The 16,752-nt window shown below is 64.2% G+C and carries 15 protein-coding genes and 2 tRNA genes; 8 read left to right on the top strand and 9 right to left on the bottom strand.

Annotation, left to right across the window (positions count from 1 at the left end; all coding sequences use genetic code 11):
* Positions 1-216: 216 nt before the first annotated feature.
* Positions 217-301 (bottom strand) — tRNA-Leu (locus V6M89_RS27405).
* Between the two features lie 208 nt (positions 302-509).
* Between V6M89_RS27405 and V6M89_RS27400 the strand changes: the two genes are divergently transcribed.
* Positions 510-2,114: an ATP-binding protein gene (locus V6M89_RS27400; RefSeq protein ID WP_332856181.1), complete on the top strand. Its 1,605-nt coding sequence runs from the start codon at positions 510-512 to the stop codon at positions 2,112-2,114.
* A gap of 129 nt (positions 2,115-2,243) precedes the next feature.
* The gene (locus V6M89_RS27395; protein ID WP_332856180.1) at positions 2,244-3,353 is read left to right on the top strand and encodes a serine hydrolase domain-containing protein; all 1,110 of its coding nucleotides are present in this window, start codon (positions 2,244-2,246) and stop codon (positions 3,351-3,353) included.
* Between the two features lie 67 nt (positions 3,354-3,420).
* Here V6M89_RS27395 and V6M89_RS27390 read toward each other — a convergent pair.
* Positions 3,421-3,505: transfer RNA gene (locus tag V6M89_RS27390), tRNA-Leu, on the bottom strand.
* Between the two features lie 343 nt (positions 3,506-3,848).
* On the opposite strand from V6M89_RS27390, the gene rnr reads away from it, so the two are divergent.
* From rnr to V6M89_RS27370, 4 genes are all read left to right on the top strand, one after another.
* Positions 3,849-6,362 carry a ribonuclease R gene (gene rnr / locus V6M89_RS27385; RefSeq protein ID WP_332856179.1) on the top strand — a complete coding sequence of 838 codons (2,514 nt, stop codon included), beginning with the start codon at positions 3,849-3,851 and terminating at the stop codon, positions 6,360-6,362.
* Positions 6,363-7,109: a 23S rRNA (guanosine(2251)-2'-O)-methyltransferase RlmB gene (gene rlmB, locus V6M89_RS27380; protein ID WP_036623252.1), complete on the top strand. Its 747-nt coding sequence runs from the start codon at positions 6,363-6,365 to the stop codon at positions 7,107-7,109.
* A gap of 175 nt (positions 7,110-7,284) precedes the next feature.
* On the top strand, positions 7,285-8,031 hold the full coding sequence (gene cysE / locus V6M89_RS27375; RefSeq protein ID WP_332856178.1) for a serine O-acetyltransferase: 747 nt from the start codon (positions 7,285-7,287) through the stop codon (positions 8,029-8,031).
* An 11-nt stretch (positions 8,032-8,042) separates the two neighbouring features.
* Entirely contained in the window at positions 8,043-8,720 is a 678-nt protein-coding gene (locus V6M89_RS27370) for a YceH family protein (protein ID WP_332856177.1), read from the top strand.
* 6 nt (positions 8,721-8,726) lie between these two features.
* On the opposite strand, the gene V6M89_RS27365 is transcribed toward V6M89_RS27370, so the two are convergent.
* From V6M89_RS27365 to V6M89_RS27345, 5 genes are all read right to left on the bottom strand, one after another.
* Positions 8,727-9,464 carry a hypothetical protein gene (locus V6M89_RS27365; protein ID WP_332856176.1) on the bottom strand — a complete coding sequence of 246 codons (738 nt, stop codon included), beginning with the start codon at positions 9,462-9,464 and terminating at the stop codon, positions 8,727-8,729.
* 2 nt (positions 9,465-9,466) lie between these two features.
* Positions 9,467-10,420 carry a hypothetical protein gene (locus V6M89_RS27360; RefSeq protein WP_332856175.1) on the bottom strand — a complete coding sequence of 318 codons (954 nt, stop codon included), beginning with the start codon at positions 10,418-10,420 and terminating at the stop codon, positions 9,467-9,469.
* Positions 10,417-11,274, bottom strand: coding sequence for an ABC transporter ATP-binding protein (locus V6M89_RS27355; RefSeq protein WP_116989841.1), 858 nt, complete (start codon positions 11,272-11,274; stop codon positions 10,417-10,419). The genes V6M89_RS27360 and V6M89_RS27355 overlap by 4 nt, the downstream gene beginning before the upstream one ends.
* Positions 11,271-11,642: a GntR family transcriptional regulator gene (locus tag V6M89_RS27350; RefSeq protein ID WP_332856174.1), complete on the bottom strand. Its 372-nt coding sequence runs from the start codon at positions 11,640-11,642 to the stop codon at positions 11,271-11,273. The genes V6M89_RS27355 and V6M89_RS27350 overlap by 4 nt, the downstream gene beginning before the upstream one ends.
* Before the next feature lie 87 nt (positions 11,643-11,729).
* Entirely contained in the window at positions 11,730-12,437 is a 708-nt protein-coding gene (locus tag V6M89_RS27345; protein ID WP_332856173.1) for a DUF72 domain-containing protein, read from the bottom strand.
* Between the two features lie 33 nt (positions 12,438-12,470).
* Here V6M89_RS27345 and V6M89_RS27340 point away from each other — a divergent pair, with 33 nt between their 5' ends.
* Complete coding sequence (locus V6M89_RS27340) at positions 12,471-13,043, top strand: DUF1439 domain-containing protein (RefSeq protein WP_332856172.1); 573 nt, start codon at positions 12,471-12,473, stop codon at positions 13,041-13,043.
* A gap of 3 nt (positions 13,044-13,046) precedes the next feature.
* Here the strand turns inward: V6M89_RS27340 and V6M89_RS27335 are convergent, their stop codons facing one another.
* The gene (locus V6M89_RS27335) at positions 13,047-14,435 is read right to left on the bottom strand and encodes a DUF1501 domain-containing protein (RefSeq protein ID WP_332856171.1); all 1,389 of its coding nucleotides are present in this window, start codon (positions 14,433-14,435) and stop codon (positions 13,047-13,049) included.
* Between the two features lie 9 nt (positions 14,436-14,444).
* Entirely contained in the window at positions 14,445-15,977 is a 1,533-nt protein-coding gene (locus tag V6M89_RS27330) for a DUF1800 domain-containing protein (RefSeq protein ID WP_332856170.1), read from the bottom strand.
* Positions 15,978-16,077: 100 nt separating this feature from the next.
* On the opposite strand from V6M89_RS27330, the gene V6M89_RS27325 reads away from it, so the two are divergent.
* Positions 16,078-16,734 (top strand): DUF6622 family protein, encoded by a 657-nt coding sequence (locus V6M89_RS27325; RefSeq protein ID WP_332856169.1) that lies wholly within the window; start codon positions 16,078-16,080, stop codon positions 16,732-16,734.
* Positions 16,735-16,752 lie beyond the last annotated feature (18 nt).

Here is a 16,752-nt window from a genome sequence, read left to right as displayed (position 1 = left end):
GAACCCCCACACCTTGCGGCACATGGACCTGAACCATGCGCGTCTACCAATTCCGCCACGTGGGCACTGTTACTGCTATCTGCTGCGTGTTCTGCAACAGAGGCAGCATCATGCCGCATGGCGGCGCTGCCGTCAAGGGCATCGTGAAACAACTCGGCAATGAAAAAAGCCTCCATCTGCTTTTCAGCTCGATGGAGGCTTTTTTGCGGAATTCTGTGGTGCCCACGGAGGGACTCGAACCCCCACACCTTGCGGCACATGGACCTGAACCATGCGCGTCTACCAATTCCGCCACGTGGGCACTGTTACTGCTTTGCTGCTCTCTGCTACATATGCTGCAACAGAGGCCAGAATCATAGGGGAGCGGCGCAGCGCCGTCAAGAGTGAAATGCTGGTTTTTGATAAAGATTGCACAGGGCCACACGGCTGATTTGCTGCTTGCTTGTTTGCTCACACTTTCGTAAGCTCCTGAATGCTGGCCCCGTCATCTGATGTAAAGGAGGTAGGCGATGGATACGTTGAGCAGCTGGTTTGGCAGCCAGGGCTTCATGCCGCACGGTCACTGTTTTCTCTGGACGCCGTCGATACTGTGGCTGAGCGTGATTTCCGACGCGCTGATCGCGCTGGCCTACCTGACTATTCCAATCACGCTGCTGTACTTTATCCGCAAGCGTCGCGACTTGCCGTTCGACTGGATGTTCATCGCCTTTGGCATTTTCATCCTGGCCTGCGGCAGCACCCACGTGGCCGACATCTGGGTGATCTGGCATCCGGACTACTGGCTGTCGGTGATACTGAAGACGATCACCGCCGCCGCCTCGGTGGTGACGGCCATCGTGCTGGTGCGGCTGGTGCCGGTGGCGCTGCGCATTCCCAGTCCGGCCCAGCTGGAGGCGGTCAATGCCGAACTGCAGCGCGCCAATGCCGAACTGCGCATCGCCATGGAGCGCGCCGAAGTGGCCAACCGCGCCAAGAGCGCCTTCCTGGCGGCGATGAGCCACGAATTGCGCACGCCACTCAACGCCATCCTCGGCTACACCCAGATCCTCAAGCGCGACAAGGGGTTGACGCCGACGCAGAAGAGCGGTGTCGGCACGATCCAGCAGGGCGGCCAGCATCTGCTGGCGCTGATCAACGACGTGCTCGACCTGTCACGGGTGGAGGCGGGCAAGATGGACTTCCATCCCAAGCCGGTGGTGCTGGCCGATTTGTTGTCGGTGGTGGCCGACATCATGCGTGTGCGCGCCGAACAAAAGCATCTGCACTTCGAGCTGGAGCTGGCGGCCGGCCTGCCGGAGGCGATCAGCGTCGATGAAACCCGCTTGCGCCAGGTGCTGCTGAATTTGCTGGGCAACGCCGTCAAGTTCACTGATCGCGGCACGGTGCGCTTGCGCGTGCTGCCGCTGCCTGCCAGGCCCGGCGCCGCGGCCGATGCCGCCGCGCTGCGTTTCGAGGTGCACGATGACGGCATCGGCATCGCGCCCGGTCACATCGACGCCATCTTCCGTCCGTTCGAACAAGTGGGCGATGCGTCGCGCCGCGCCGGCGGCACCGGGCTGGGCCTGGCGATCAGCGGCCAGTTGGTGCGCCTGATGGGCGGCGAGCTGAAAGTGGAAAGCATGCTGGGAACGGGGAGCCGCTTCTGGTTCGATGTGGCGATGCCGGTGGTGGCGGCGCCGGCGGTCGTCAGCAGCGATGGTCACAACGCCACCGGCTACCTGGGGCCGCGCAAGACCATCCTGGTGGTCGACGACGTCGCCACCAACCGTGCCTTGCTACGCGATTTGCTGGGCGCGCTGGACTTCCGCATGCTGGAGGCCGACAACGGCGCCGACGGCTTGCTGCAGGCGCAGTCCGGCGCGCCGGACCTGGTATTGCTGGACATGGTGATGCCAGATATGGATGGCATCGAAACCACGCGCCGCCTGCGCGCCGACGCTCGCACCAGCACCATGCCGGTGTTGATGATTTCCGCCAGCTCAACCCCGGAAGAGGAAGAGCGCTCGCGCCAGGTGGGCGCCAACGCCTTCCTCAGCAAGCCGGTCGACGAGCTTGAGCTGCTGCGCGAGATCGGCGCGCATCTCAAGCTGGAGTGGAGCACGGCGCCGGAATAGTTCCGGCCGAGTCCGGCATGCATGACTTCCGGCACTCTCTGTTCGCCGCGCCGCTGGCATAGCATCGTCCCCATCGACTCGCCGCATGCGACACACGCGGCGGTCCCACTTTTTTGGTGATGGGGAGCTATGGTTACGCGACGCGATGTGATGATGCTGGGCTTGGGTGTTCCCTTGTTGAGCGCCTGCGGAGGCGGCGGCAAGTCTGGCAATGGCGCAGGGCCGGAAAACGTGGTCCTGTCGGCGATTGCCGACGACGACTGGCGCACTGTAACGCCTGAGAGCGAGGGCGTGGCGGCCGCCTCGATGCAAAGCCTGCTGTCCGAAGGTGCACAGATCCCGGACATGCGCAGCTTGCTGGTGGTGCGCAACGGCAGCCTGATCGGCGAGCGCTACTACGCCGACGGCAAATCCTCCGATTTGCGCCACATCCGCTCGGCCACCAAAACCGTCAGCAGCCTGCTGGCCGGGCAGGCCATCCGCGACGGAAAAATACGCGGCGCCACGGCCACGCTGGCTGAATTGCTGCCCAAGGAACTGGCCAAGATTCCGGGCTCGGTGGCGGGCAATATCACACTGGCCCAGGTGCTGCGCATGCGCGGTGGACTGGAGTGGGATGAGGATGTCCACATGCAGGAGCTCTTGCATGCGCCCGACCTGACCAGCCTGGCGCTGCGCCTGCCGGTGGCGGCGCTGGGGCCGAACGGACCGTACTGGAACTACAACAGCGCGGTCTCGCATCTGGTGTCGCCCATCGTCGCGGATGCGTATGGCGAGGACACGCTGGCAGTTGCCACGCGCAACCTGTTTGCGCCGCTCGGCATTCGGCAAGTTGCCTGGCAGCGCGATGCGACCGGCACGGTGCTCGGCTCCTTCGGCTTGCAGCTGCGGGCGCGCGACATGATGAAGCTGGCCTGGATGGCGCTCGACGGCGGCATGTGGCAGGGTAAGTCCGTGGTGCCTGCCGCTTGGTTGAGCGAGAGTTTTGTCAATCACGTCCATATTGGCCCGATAGGCGACATGAGCGATGTCGGTTACGGCTATTTGTGGTGGCGCGGCATGCTGGGCGGCCATCAGGTGATCACGGCCTACGGTTTTGGCGGGCAGTTGGCCATGTTGGTGCCGGATTTGCGCATGACCATTGCCACCGCCTCGCTGTGGGATTTGCCGTTGGATAAGGGTGGGGCGAACGAAGAGCTGATCTTTAACTTGATCGGCCGCTTCCTGTCGAAACTCTGAACGCGAAAGGCAATGAAAAAAGCCGCAGACCTTTTTAAGGGCGCTGCGGCTTTTTTGCGGAATTTTGTGGTGCCCACGGAGGGACTCGAACCCCCACACCTTGCGGCACATGGACCTGAACCATGCGCGTCTACCAATTCCGCCACGTGGGCACTGATGCTTCTCAACAACTCTGCTATTATAACGACGGGGAGAGTTTTGCGCCAGATGAGCTTTCGCTCCTTACTGCACATCAACCCTGTCTAGCAGTTTCTCACTTTGCCGCTGTTTTTCAACATTGTCGCTGCGAGAGACCAAGATTATAGAGGAATTTTGCGGGATGTCAAATGCCCCAACATAAAAAATCCGCTTGAATTCGCAAGACCGGTCGCAAATTAGTCAATCAGGGCGTTTCCAAGTACACTACGCCTGTCGTCGTGTCATATATATGCACCTGACGATTTTGCCAGGCCGGATTTCCTCTGAACACTGTCAATAATAACTACAGAAATACTTTTGAACCAATCTACCCATACCATTCCCAGCCGGGAGGAAATTCTCGGCATCTTCCGCAGCGCCAAGGCGCCGCTCGATCTGCGCGCACTGTCGAAGTCGCTGAAGGTCGCGACCGACGCCCAGGCCGTGTTGTCACGCCGCTTGAACGCCATGCAGCGCGACGGCCAGATCGTCTCCGACGACAGCGGCCACTTCTCGCTGGCCACCGAAACCGGCTTCATCGCCGGCCGTGTCGCCAGCCATAAAGACGGCTTCGGCTTCGTGATCCCGGATGAGCCGGGCGAAGACCTGTTCCTGCCTGAAAAAGAAATGCAGAAAGTCCTGCATGGCGACCGCGTGCTGGCCAAGGTCATCGGCGTCGATCGCCGAGGCCGTCCGGAAGGCACCATCGTCGAGGTGGTCACTCGTGCGAATACCCACATCATCGGCCGCCTGCTGAACGAAAACGGCGCCTGGATCGTGGCGCCGGAAGACCAGCGCATCGCCCAGGACATCCTGGTCGAAGGTTCGATCGGCAAGGCCAAGTCGGGCCAGATCGTCAGCGTTGAGCTGACCGAACAGCCGATGCGCTTCAAGCAGCCGGTCGGCAAGATCGTTGAAATCCTGGGCTCGCTGGACGACCCCGGCATGGAAATCGAAATCGCCGTGCGCAAGTTCGGCGTGCCGCATGTGTTCTCGGACGCCGCGCTCAAGCAAGCCAACAAACTGCCGGACTACGTGCGTGACGCCGACCTGGCCGACCGCGTCGACCTGCGCGACATCCCGATGGTCACCATCGACGGTGAAGACGCGCGCGACTTCGACGATGCGGTCTATTGCGAACCGGTCAAGATCGGCCGCGCCAACGCTTACCGTCTGATCGTCGCGATTGCCGACGTCAGCCACTACGTCAAGCCGAACGATGCGCTCGACGCCGACGCGCTGGAGCGCAGCACCTCGGTCTACTTCCCGCGCCGCGTGATTCCCATGCTGCCGGAAAAATTGTCCAACGGCCTGTGCTCGCTGAACCCCGCGGTCGACCGCCTGACGCTGGTGTGCGACGCCGTCGTCACCGCCAAGGGCGAGATCAAGGCTTACCAGTTCTATCCGGCCGTGATCCACTCGGCCGCGCGCCTGACCTACACCGAAGTGGCCGACATCCTCGGCAACACCAAGGGACCGGAAGCCGCGCGCCGTCCTGGCATCGTGCCGCACCTGTTGAACCTGTACGAGGTATACCACGCCTTGCTGAAGGCGCGCACCGAACGCGGCGCGATCGATTTCGAGACCACCGAGACCTACATCGTTTGCAACCCGTCCGGCAAGATCGAGAAGATCATCCCGCGCACCCGCAACGACGCCCACAAGCTGATCGAAGAATGCATGTTGACCGCCAACGTCTGCGCGGCCGACCTGCTGATCCGCCACAAGCATCCCGGCACCTACCGCATCCACGCCAGCCCGACCGCTGAAAAGCTCAAGCAGGTACGCACCTTCCTCAAGCAGGTCGGCCTGACGCTGAACGGCGGCGACAAGCCGGCCGCCGGCGACTACGCCGTGCTGATGAAGCAGGTCAAGGAGCGTCCGGACGCGTCGCTGCTGCAAACCATGCTGCTGCGTTCGATGCAGCAGGCGGTCTACTCGCCCGACAACATCGGCCACTTCGGCCTGGCGTATGAGGCGTATGCCCACTTCACCAGCCCGATCCGCCGCTATCCGGACTTGCTGACGCACCGCGCCATCAAGGCCATCCTGCTGGGTAAGAAGTACGAGCCGAAAGTGGCCAGCACCAGCGTGCTGAACACCAACGTCTCGAACGCCACCCGCAAGCAGCAGGCCAAGGACAAGGCCGAAGGCAAAGAGAAAAAATCCGGCGACCTGACCGTGTGGGACGCGCTGGGCGTGCACTGCTCGGCCAACGAACGCCGCGCCGACGAAGCGTCGCGCGATGTCGAAGCCTGGCTGAAGTGCTACTTCATGCAGGACAAGCTGGGCGAGGAGTTCACCAGCATCATCACCGGCGTGACCACCTTCGGCATCTTCGTGCAGCTGGACCAGCTGTTCGTTGAAGGCCTGGTGCACATCACCGACCTCGGCGCCGATTACTTCCAGTACGACGACGCCCGCCACGAACTGCGCGGCGAACGCACCGGCAAGAAGTTCCAGCTGACCGACCGCGTCAGCGTGCAAGTGGTGCGCGTGGACCTGGAATCGCGCAAGATCGATCTGCGCCTGGCAGGGGCCGATGCGCCGCCGCCGCGCGCCGACAAATCCGATGCGCAGTCGAAGGACCGCAAGACCAACATCAAGCCTGGCCCGTCCGTGCCGAAAGCACAGCCGCAGAAGGCTGTCGCCAAGGGCCAGTCCGACAGGACCGGCGCCGGCAAGCCCGCCGCCGCCAAACCGGCCGCGGCGAAAACTGCCGCCAAGCCCGCCGCCAAGGCGCGCGGTGGCCGCAAGACTAATGCCGGGGCGGCTGCTCCGGTAGCACCCCGAGCAGCGAAGACTGTCTCAAAAAGTAAAAAGAAGCGATAAATGAGTAAGAATAAAATGATTTTTGGTTTCCACGCCGTGACCTCGCGTTTGCGTCATGAGGCGAGCTCCGTGGAAGAGATTTTTGTGGACATCGGGCGCGACGACCGCCGCATGAAGGACCTGGTCGCCAACGCCAAGGCGGCCGGCGTGCGCGTGATGCCGGTTGATTCGGCCCGTCTGGACAAGATCGTCGGCACCCGCCGCCACCAGGGCGTGATCGCCTTCGCGTCGCAGCTGGCGCTGGCGCGCAACCTGGACGAACTGCTGGACGCCATCGAAGGCCCGCCGCTACTGCTGGTGTTGGACGGCATCACCGATCCGCACAACCTGGGCGCCTGCCTGCGCGTGGCCGACGGCGTCGGCGCACACGCGGTGATCGTGCCGAAGGACCGCGCAGTGGGCTTGAACGCCACCGCCGCCAAGGTTGCGTCCGGCGCGGCCGAGACCGTGCCTTACATCACCGTCACCAACCTGGCGCGCACCCTGCGCGACTTGAAGGACCGCGACATCTGGCTGATCGGCACCTCCGACGACGGCGAAAAAGGCTTGTACGAAGCCGACTTCACCGGTCCGACCGCGCTGGTCATGGGTTCGGAAGGCGAGGGCATGCGCCGCCTGACCCGCGAGACCTGCGACATGCTGGTCAGCATTCCAATGTTCGGTTCGGTTGAGAGCCTGAACGTTTCCGTCGCATCCGGCGTCTGTCTGTACGAAGCCCGCCGCCAGCGTATCGCCAAGGAAGGCTGATAAGCCTTCCGGTTAAGCCGGCTCAGTATGGATTCCCGCCTGCGCGGGAATGACGGCCCGTCGTCCCCGCGAAAGCGGGGATCCATAGATCGGCTGCTCTGCCGAAAATCCTCTCCCCAGCAACCCACGACCGAATACGCTACCATGAGCGTTTCCGTTGCAATCCTGACCATCCATGTTCCATCGCCTGCGCCAAGACATTAACAGCATCATCGAACGCGATCCTGCGGCCCGCAACGCCTGGGAGGTGCTGACCTGCTACCCCGGCTTGCAAGCCATCGTCATGCACCGCTGGGCGCACTGGTGCTGGACGCAAAAGATGAAATGGCTGGGCCGTTTCATTTCCTACCTGGCGCGCATCGTCACCGGCATCGAGATCCATCCGGCCGCCACCATCGGCCGCCGCGTGTTCATCGACCATGGCTTCGGCGTGGTGATCGGCGAGACCGCCGAAGTGGGCGACGACTGCACCATCTACCAGGGCGTGACCTTGGGCGGCACCTCGCTGCACACCGGCGCCAAGCGCCATCCGACCCTGGCGCGCGGCGTCATCGTCGGCGCCGGCGCCAAGGTGCTGGGCGGCTTCACGGTGGGCGAGTATGCCAAGGTCGGCTCCAACGCCGTGCTGCTCAAGCCCTTGCCTGCGGGCGCCACGGCGGTCGGCAATCCGGCGCACATCGTGCAGAAGGAGCCGGCCTCGGCGACCAGCGCCACCGCCAACCTGTTCAGCGCCTACGGCGTCACGCCGAACGGCGACGATCCGCTGTCGAAGGCCTTGCACGGCCTGATCAACCACGCGGTGAAACAGGAAGAACAGATCGAGCGCATTCTCGCCACCATGAAGGCGGCGGGCTTGCACTGTCAGGGCGTGCCCGAATGTGATAAATTGAATTCAGACCAACTCAACAAGCTCGTTGAATAAGGAAGCTGCTTATGGAATCGTCGCCCGATGGCGCTGAAGTGCTGGACCCGTTTGAAATCCGCGTGCTGGCCGTGCTGGCCGAGAAGGAAGCGCTGACGCCGGATAATTATCCGCTGTCGCTGAACGCGCTGGTCAACGGCTGCAACCAGTTGTCGAGCCGCGATCCGGTGATGGCGTTGTCGGAAGAGACGGTGGCCGAGGTGCTGCAACGGCTGATGCAGCGCAAGTACGTCAACGGCATCACGCAGGCGGGCGCGCGCGTGACCAAGTACGAGCACCGCATGCGCATCAAGTGGTCGCTGGAGCAGGACAAGCTGGCCGTGCTGAGCATCCTGATGCTGCGCGGCTTGCAGACCGCCGGCGAAATCCGTACTCGCAGCGGCCGCCTGCACGATTTCAAGACGGTGGGCGACGTCGAGCAGGCGCTGCAATTCCTGATCGACAAATATCCGCCACTGGTGTCGAAGCTGGCGCTGGCACCCGGCACCAAGGAGCCGCGCTATGGCCAACTGCTTGGTGGCGAAGATGCGTTGGCGCGGGAAGAAACCGCCGCCAGCCTGGGCGGTTCGGTCAGCGTGGCCGGGCAGGGCGGCCGCGTCGCCGCGCTGGAGCAGGAAGTCCAGCAACTGCGCCAGCAGGTCGAAGACCTGAGCGCGCAGTTTGCCGAATTCCGCCAGCAGTTCGAATAACGGTGCTTATTCGAACTTGAACTCGATCAGGGCGTCGTTGGAGTAGCTCTTGTCGCCCAGCGGCACCGAGTACATCTTTCCATCCTCGTCGACCTTGAGCTCCAGCCTGCGGGCGCCGTCGACCAGCGTGGCGCCGGCGATGGCGCGGTCGCTGCGCACGTTCATGTTGAAGTCCTTGAACGAGCACCAGTCCGTCGTCAGCGTGATGGTGTTGATCGTCGCGCGTATCAGGAAGGGGATGTAGTTCTTCGCGATCGCCATCAGCACCCGGCACTCCAGCTGGATATCGCCCAGGCGCCGCATGTCCGCCGGCACGCCGGCGCTGCGCACGTCCGGCATCCAGCCGTAGTAGCTCTTCTTCTGGTTCAGCACCACATCGGCGTTGTCGGCTTCCGCCGCCCGGTTGCGCGGCAGGGTGAAACTGTGGTCCGCCGCCAGCGGCACGGTGATGTCGGTCTCGTTGCCGGACAGGCGCACCACCACATTGTCCATCGCGTCCGCGGGCGCTTTCCTTTTAGCGTGCAGGCGGAAGCGCAGTTGCTGCGCATTCGGCGCCAGCGCGTGCTGGCTGTCGAAGGCGTCCAGGCCGGACAGCATGTAGCGGTAAGGCTGCATTTCCGGACTGCGGGTGCCGTTGATGACGACCATCTGGTCCGACCCGGCTTCGGTTTCGGCCGCCGTGGCCGGCAGCGCCGTCACGGCAGCCGCCAGCAGCATGGCGGTCAAGCAGTGCTTGCCCGCCATGCTTAGCCTTCTTCCCGGCGGCGGCGCATCCAGACGGCGGCGGCGATCATCGCCACGCCGGCCGCGACACCGATCCATACACTGACGCCACCCAGCGTACCCCACGAGGCGTTGAAGATGGTGTCCGGCAGCGCCAGCTTGTTGGCTTCATGGTGCAGCGTCACGCTGTCGGCTTCGAAGATGATCCACGAACCTGGAATCACACCCAGCAGGATGCGGTCGACCACGCGGGTGACGAACCAGCCGGCGTTGAAGCCGAAGTGCAGCGCCTTCTCGGTCCACATCAGCAGCAGCGACACCACCAGCGGCGTGCCCACGGCCCACAGGAACACCTTGGAGCGCGCCATGCTGGACACCATCAGCAGCCAGCCCACCGTCGGCAAGGCCCACAGGATGTAGACCGGCAGCAGGCCCACCAGGCGCAGCGGCGTCAGGTAGAGGTCCGGCGCCATCAACAGCGCGCCGAACAGGTTGGTGCCGTGCACCAGCATGGCCAGGCAGCCGGCCAGCAGGATCACCAGCGACAGCACGGTGCCGATCGCCACCGTGATCAGCGGCGCCACCACCAGGGCCAGCGCGACCTTGGACATGACGGTGGTGAAGTCCGACACCGGCAGCGATTTCCAGAACAGCAGGCTGCGGTCGCGGCGCTCGTCGTTCAGCGCGCCCAGGCAGTAGAAGAACACCAGGAAGCTCAGCACCATCATGATCGGCAGCGCCGACAGCATGTAGGCCTGCGACGCCGTTTCGACGATGCGCGCGCGCATCGCGCCTTCGACGGTGACGGTGCCGATCGACATGGTCTGGCCATCGTCGCTGAAGTTGGCGTTGTGTCCCAGGAAGATGCCAGCCAGCGCCAGTGCCGCGATCAGTCCGGCGATGACGAGCGGGGCCCAGAACAGCATGCCCTTGTGCTCCCACAGTTCGCGCTTGATCAGCCATTTCATCGTTTTCATGCGTAGGTTCCTTTCATCGACGCGACAAACAGGTCGGCAACGCTGGGCGTGCGCAATTCCCCGAAGGTCGACAGTTGCAGCCGCGGCACGCCATCGAACAGCATGATGGGCTTGCCGAACACGGTGCGCTGGCTCATCGGTTGCAGCGCGTTGGCGGCCGCCACGAATTGCGGCTCGACCATCACTTCGGTGAAGCGCTCGCCCACCTCGTCCATCGACGCCGCCAGCGAGATCTGGCCATCCTGGATGAACATCAGGTCGGTCAGGATGTGCTCGACTTCCTCGATCTGGTGGGTGGTGATCAGGATGGTCTTGTTCTCGTCGAAGTAGTCTTCCAGCAGGTTTTGGTAGAACTGCTTGCGGTACAGGATATCCAGGCCCAGCGTCGGTTCATCCAGCACCAGCAGCTTGGCGTCGATCGCCATCACCAGCGCCAGGTGCAGCTGCACCACCATGCCCTTGGACATGGCCTTGACCTTCATGTCCGGCGTCAGCTTGGTGTTGGCCAGGTATTTCTCGGCCTTGCTGCGGTCGAAGCGCGGGTGCACGCCTTCGACGAAGGCGATCGCATCCTTGACCTTCAGCCACTTCGGCAGGATGGCGACGTCGGCGATGAAGCAGACGTCGTTCATCAGCGCCTCGCGCTGGCTGCGCGGGTCCATGCCCAGCACCGACAGCTCGCCTTCAAACTGGGTCAGGCCCAGGATGGCTTTGAGGGTGGTGGTCTTGCCGGAACCGTTGGGGCCGATCAGGCCGACGATGCGGCCTGCCTCGACCGTGAAGCTGGTGCCGTTCAGCGCGGCTTGCTTGCCGTACTTCTTGCTGAGATTGGCTGCCGTGATGATGGCGCTCATGACGCACCTCCGGTGGCGATCGGCTTGAGCAGGGTGTCCAGTTCCAGGCCGAGACGGCGGATACGTTCCAGCATCAGCGGCCATTCTTCGCGCAGGAAGCGCTCGCGTTCAGTGGCCAGCAGTTTGTCGCGGGCGCCATCGGTGACGTACATACCTACTCCCCTTCTTTTTTCTACGAGCGTTTCGTCCACCAGTTCCTGGTAGGCGCGCGATACGGTGATCGGATTGAGTTGATAGTCGGCGGCCACCTGCCTTACCGAAGGCAGGGCGTCGCCGGGCTTGAGCAGGCCGTCTAGCATCATGCCGATGACCTTTTCCTTGAGCTGCCGATAAATCGGCGCATTGTCATTCCAGCCTATCGTGGACATACATGTGGTCCTCTTTATGTGTGTTGATGGAGTGGTGTTGTAGCGAACTATAACACTAGGATTGAAAAAAGCAAGCGCTTCGTCGGCTCATGTCGTTTTTTTCATCAGCGCCAGCGCGTTGGGCAGGGCGGCGCCACTGGCGGTGTTGTCGAAGATGACCCAGCCATCCCTGTCGGCCAGATGGGCCGCGACGCTGTCCAGATACTCGTCCGTGTACGACGAGTAGTACATGCGCGGGCTGCCGTGCAGCCGGGCATAGACGGTGTCGCTGGTCGGCACGTGGGGGCCGGGCTGGCCGGCGGGCGGATCTGCGATCACCCTGGTGACGCGGTGGGCGCTCAGCACGGTGGTGGCGGCGTCGGCAAACCAGCTGGGGTGGCGGGCTTCGCAGGCGATGCCGCAGTGGAGCTGCGCGGCGAGGCGGTCGAACAGCGCGTCGGCCAGCGCCGCATCCAGCGCCAGGCTGGGCGGCAGTTGCACCAGCACGCAGCCCAGCTTGGCGCCGAGGGCGCCCGCTTCGCCGGCAAAGCGCGCCAGCAGCTCGTTCACATCCTTGAGCCGGTGGTCGTGGGTAATGCTGCGCGGCAGCTTGACCGAGAAGCGGAAGTCGTCCGGCACGTCGGCGGCCCAGCGCGCGTAGGTGGAGGCCTGGTGCGGCCGGTAGAACGAGGAATTGATCTCCACCGCATTCAAGACCCTGGCGTAGCGTTGCAGGTGGCTGCCATCGGAGGCAAACTGCGGCGACGACGCACGATCGATACTCCAGCCAGCGCAGCCAATTCGCGTGTGGGTCATAATGTGGGCGATCCGCTATTTCAGAAAGAAGACATGATTGATCTTAAACGTTACGTCCGAATTGCCGCGCCGCTCATGCTGGCGGCTGTGGTGGCCACTGTGCTGGCCGCCTGCTCGACGCTGATCGGCCCGCGCCAGGTGGAACTGCCGCAGGCGCGCATGCAGCAAAACCTGGACCGCAAATTCCCGGTGCGCCACCGCGTGCTGGGCGTGTTCGAGGTCGAGCTGAGCCATCCGCAGCTGGCCATCCTGGCCGAGAGCGACCGCGTGGCGCTGACCCTGGACGTGAACGTGTCGCCGCTGCTGGCGCGCCAGTCGTGGCACGGCAGCATGGCGGTGTCGGGGCGCTTGAAGGTGGATAACGTGCGCAACACGATCTACATCAGCGATGCGCATGTGGACCGCTTCGTGGTGGACGGCATGGACGAGGGCAAGCAGAACCAGATCGCCGGCGTCGCCAATCTGCTGGGCGAGAGCGCGCTCAAGGATGTACCGGTACACACCTTCCGTCCGGAAGACCTGCGCTATGCCGGCGTGCAGTTCGTGCTGACCGGAATCAGCACCAAGCCTGGCGCGCTGGTCGCCAACCTGCAACCGGCGCCATAAGATTCAGACAAAGCCCAGGTTGCGCGCGCTGGCGTTGTAGTTGGCCAGGTTGGGCAGCATGGCCAGCAGCTCGCTGTTCGACACCCCCAGCCAGCTGCCCAAGGTGGCCGCATACTGTTCGATCGAGGTGGTCGGCAGCAGGCGGCCCTGGCCGACATCGTCCGGGCCGTTGCTGGCCACCACCGGCGCCTTGCCGTAGTAGCGGCCGCCTTTGACGGCGCCGCCCAGCATGAAGTGCATGCTGCCCCAGCCGTGATCCGAGCCGTCGTTGTTGCCGCTCAGCGTGCGGCCGAAGTCGGACGCCGTGAAAGCCGTCACCTGATTGGCCACGCCCAGCTCCACCGTGCTCTGGTAGAAGGCCGCCAGCGCATCGGCCACGCTCTTCAGCAAGCCCGGATGCACTTTGACCAGGCCGTCGTGCGTATCGAAACCACCCATCGACACGAAGAATACCTGCCGCTTGGCGCCCAGCGCCGAAGCGCTGGAGATCATGCGCGCCACCATCTTCAGCTGGTCGCCCAGGTTGTTATTGACGGGGAAGGGCGTGTTGATCGCCGGCGCGCCGGCCAGTGCCGAGGTCAGCACGTCGTTGGCGGAGATCGCGCGCTGCGTCACGCTCGCATAGTCGGACCGCATCACATGCGCGTAGGGCTGCGTGATCAGCGCGCGCAAGGCGCTGCTGCAACTGGCCGAGCCGAACATCGGACTCTGCAAGGCGTTGAACGGCACCGAGCCCTTGGTCGACACCTGGTATTGCACCGCCTCTTTCCCCGACAGGAATACCGCATTGCCGGAGACGTTGACGCAGGTGAAGGTGGCGTTGCCATTGCCGGCCTCGAACAGGTCGCCGAGGCGTCCGCCCCAGCCCGAAGTCGCGCCTTCCGGCATCGACGATTGCCATTCCGATTGCTGGTCGTTGTGCGAGAACAGCTTGGGCGGCAGCGGTACCGACTTGGCGAGATACTGCTGCTTGCTGGTCGGCCGCACCAGCGTGCCGACGTTGAGCAGCACGCCCATCTTGCCGGCGTCGAAGATCGGCAGCAGCGGCGCCAGTTCCGGCGCCAGCGCGTACTGGTGGGCGACGCCGTTGACGTCGACCGGCGGCGCGCCCGAGTTGAGCAGCGTGCCCGACAGCGCGCTGTGCTGGTAGGCCAGCGTGGAGCGCAGCGCGTAGTAGGCGTTGTAGCTGGCGGCGTCGTACGGCACCAGGGTGTTGGCGTAGTCGTTGCCGCCGTACAGGAACACGCAGACGATGGCCTTGTAGTCGCTGGCGTTGGCGGCCGAGGCTTCGGCCATCGCCGCCAGGTTGACGGCCAGCGGCGCGGCCACGCCGCTCATGGCCAGCATCGAGGCGCGCTGCAGGAAGGCGCGGCGGGAAGAGTTGGTGGTCATGGCGGCTCCCTAGAGTTGGACGAGGTATTCCGGCGCGGCCATGACCAAGGTCAGCGCGGCGTAGATGCGGTTGTGCAGCGCGGCCTCGGTCTTGGCGGACATGGTGTCGATCGCGCCGCGTATCAGGCCGACGCTGGCGCTGCCCAGCTGGCCTGCCGCCAGCACCAGGTTGATTTCGTCGACCAACTGCTGGCCGTTGGCCGCCAGCGGCAACAGGCTGCTGTAGTCCGGCAGCACGTCGCCGACGCCCTTGACCGCGCGCTGCATATAGTTGACGTAGCCGACCACCGAGGTCTCATTGGCCAGTTGGAACTCCGGCGCCACCAGCCCGGCCTTGGATACCGCGCTGTTGGGCGGCACATAGCCGGGTCGATAGAAGTTGAACACCGACGGCGAACGCAGCGGACTCTGGCCCAGGCGACTGGACGCGTCGCTGGTGTTGCCGATGGCCCAGGCGTCCGAGGCGGAGGCGGCGTTGTAGGCGCGCGCCCAGCCGATGAAGCGCAGCATCGGTTCGCGCAGCTTGCCATAGCCGGGGCCGATGTAGCTGTCGGCCCGTGCCTCCGGATCGAGCAGCAGCGCCTTGACCACCGCCGCCAGATTGCCCTTGACGCCACGGCCGTCGTTGTCGAACACGGCGGCCACGCGCGCCACGTAGGCCGGCGAGGGATTGCTGGTCACCAGTTTCTGGATCAACTGGCGGCTGATGAAGGGCGCCACGTTGGCATGGGCGTAGATGATGTCCAGCGCCGCCTTCAGCGCGTCGGCGCCGGACAGGCCGGCCGCCACCGTGCCGCCGAGGAAGCTGGAAGCGCCGGTCTCATGCCGCTTGGCCACCTGCGCCATCGGCCGCCGCAGGAAGTCGGGTACGGCGTTGGTCTGGCCGGCCATGTCGAAGTCCCAGCCGGTGAACACGCGGGCCAGGCCGGTGATGTCGGCCTGGCCGTAGGTTTCCTTGGGCGCGCCGTTGCCCAGCTGCGGCGTGCCGTCGGCGTTCAGTTGCACCAGGCCGATACTGAACAGCTGCATCAGCTCGCGCGCGTAGTTTTCGTCGGGCAGGGCGCCGGTGGTGGGATTTTGCTTGGCGTTGCCGCGGAAGGTCAGGTACTGCCCCATCGGCGCGCTGGTCGAGATCGCGCCCAGCAGGGCGCGGTAGTTGCCGAAAGCGTGGTCTTCCAGCAGGTCCAGGTAGGCCGCCGCCGAGAAGGAGCGCCAGCCGGCGCCCACCAGGCCGTCGATCGCCACCACGCAGATTTCCGACAAGGCCAGCGTGACGCGCTGGCGCAGCGTATCCGGCGCCGTGATCAGCTTGCGCCAGGCGCAGGCGTCGAAACCGTTTTCCGAATTGCGGTTGGCGATGTCGTTGTAGCCCTTGGCCATCAGCCAATCCCAGCGGGTGCCGGAGCGCGGCGCGGCCAGTTGGGCGTCTACCCAGCCGGCGTAGCCCAGCGTCTGCACTCTGGCGATCTCGGCGCGGTTGGCTCCCATCGAGGCTTGCGCCAGGAAGCGGGCGGCGGCGGCCGCGGTCGGTGTTGGGGTCATGACTGGAATCTCCACGAAGAAGGGGCTCAGACATTGCTGTGTAGTAATTTATGCCGAGTCCGCTTGCCTCGCCACTGATTATTTGTAACGAAGCATTACGGTGCAACGCTTCGTGCGCCGGAGGCCTGCGCTTTGCGCCGCACGCTTGCATTTCGCGCCGTTTTGCCGCATTTCGTCGCATCGCGATCCGCGCCGCCGGGCCGGCAGGCATAGTGGCCTCACCTTAACCAGCCATGCGGAGCAGATCATGATTCAGCAAATTGTCAGCCACACTCCTACCTACGTTTGGGCCTTGCTGGCCTTCCTGCTGTATCGCGGCATGCTGGCCAGCCGCGACCGCGAGATCGGCTTCCGCAAACTGTTCATCATCCCGGCGGTGATGCTGTGGCTGTCCTTGTCCAGCATGAACGAGCATGGCGCGCTGGGCGGCGGTGTCTGGGGCGTCTGGGCGCTGGGCGTGGTGGCCGGCGCGGCGCTCACGTGGAAGCTCGGCAGCGGCGCCGTCATCGCGGTCAACCGCGCCGCCGGCACCGTGCAGCAGCGCGGCAGCTGGGCGCCGCTGATGCTGATGATCGCCATCTTCGTCACCAAGTACGTGGTGGCGGTGCTGACGGCCATGCATCCCGAGCTGCAACAGAACCTGGTGTTTGCGGCTGTCGTCACCGTGTTGTTCGGCCTGTTCAACGGCGTATTCATCGGCCGCCTGGCACGTTATGTGGCCGCCTGGATGCTCCAGCCCGAGGCCAGCGTGGCTTGATGGATTTGCAAGTTTCCT

Origin of the sequence: Duganella sp. S19_KUP01_CR8, from assembly GCF_036688705.1 — a bacterium.
In the GTDB taxonomy this organism is placed as follows: Bacteria; Pseudomonadota; Gammaproteobacteria; order Burkholderiales; family Burkholderiaceae_D; genus Rugamonas.
Note: the sequence above shows the minus strand (reverse complement) of the source record. Positions and strands in the feature narration are given on the sequence as shown.

Coding starts and splice junctions, on each gene's coding strand:
- V6M89_RS27400 (WP_332856181.1), top strand. CDS start 510: ATGGATACGTTGAGCAGCTGGTTTGGCAGCCAGGGCTTCATGCCGCAC.
- cysE (WP_332856178.1), top strand. CDS start 7,285: ATGTTCCATCGCCTGCGCCAAGACATTAACAGCATCATCGAACGCGAT.
- V6M89_RS27365 (WP_332856176.1), bottom strand. CDS start 9,464: ATGGCGGGCAAGCACTGCTTGACCGCCATGCTGCTGGCGGCTGCCGTG.
- V6M89_RS27340 (WP_332856172.1), top strand. CDS start 12,471: ATGATTGATCTTAAACGTTACGTCCGAATTGCCGCGCCGCTCATGCTG.
- V6M89_RS27345 (WP_332856173.1), bottom strand. CDS start 12,437: ATGACCCACACGCGAATTGGCTGCGCTGGCTGGAGTATCGATCGTGCG.
- V6M89_RS27335 (WP_332856171.1), bottom strand. CDS start 14,435: ATGACCACCAACTCTTCCCGCCGCGCCTTCCTGCAGCGCGCCTCGATG.
- V6M89_RS27370 (WP_332856177.1), top strand. CDS start 8,043: ATGGAATCGTCGCCCGATGGCGCTGAAGTGCTGGACCCGTTTGAAATC.
- V6M89_RS27395 (WP_332856180.1), top strand. CDS start 2,244: ATGGTTACGCGACGCGATGTGATGATGCTGGGCTTGGGTGTTCCCTTG.
- rlmB (WP_036623252.1), top strand. CDS start 6,363: ATGAGTAAGAATAAAATGATTTTTGGTTTCCACGCCGTGACCTCGCGT.
- V6M89_RS27330 (WP_332856170.1), bottom strand. CDS start 15,977: ATGACCCCAACACCGACCGCGGCCGCCGCCGCCCGCTTCCTGGCGCAA.
- V6M89_RS27360 (WP_332856175.1), bottom strand. CDS start 10,420: ATGAAAACGATGAAATGGCTGATCAAGCGCGAACTGTGGGAGCACAAG.
- V6M89_RS27350 (WP_332856174.1), bottom strand. CDS start 11,642: ATGTCCACGATAGGCTGGAATGACAATGCGCCGATTTATCGGCAGCTC.
- V6M89_RS27355 (WP_116989841.1), bottom strand. CDS start 11,274: ATGAGCGCCATCATCACGGCAGCCAATCTCAGCAAGAAGTACGGCAAG.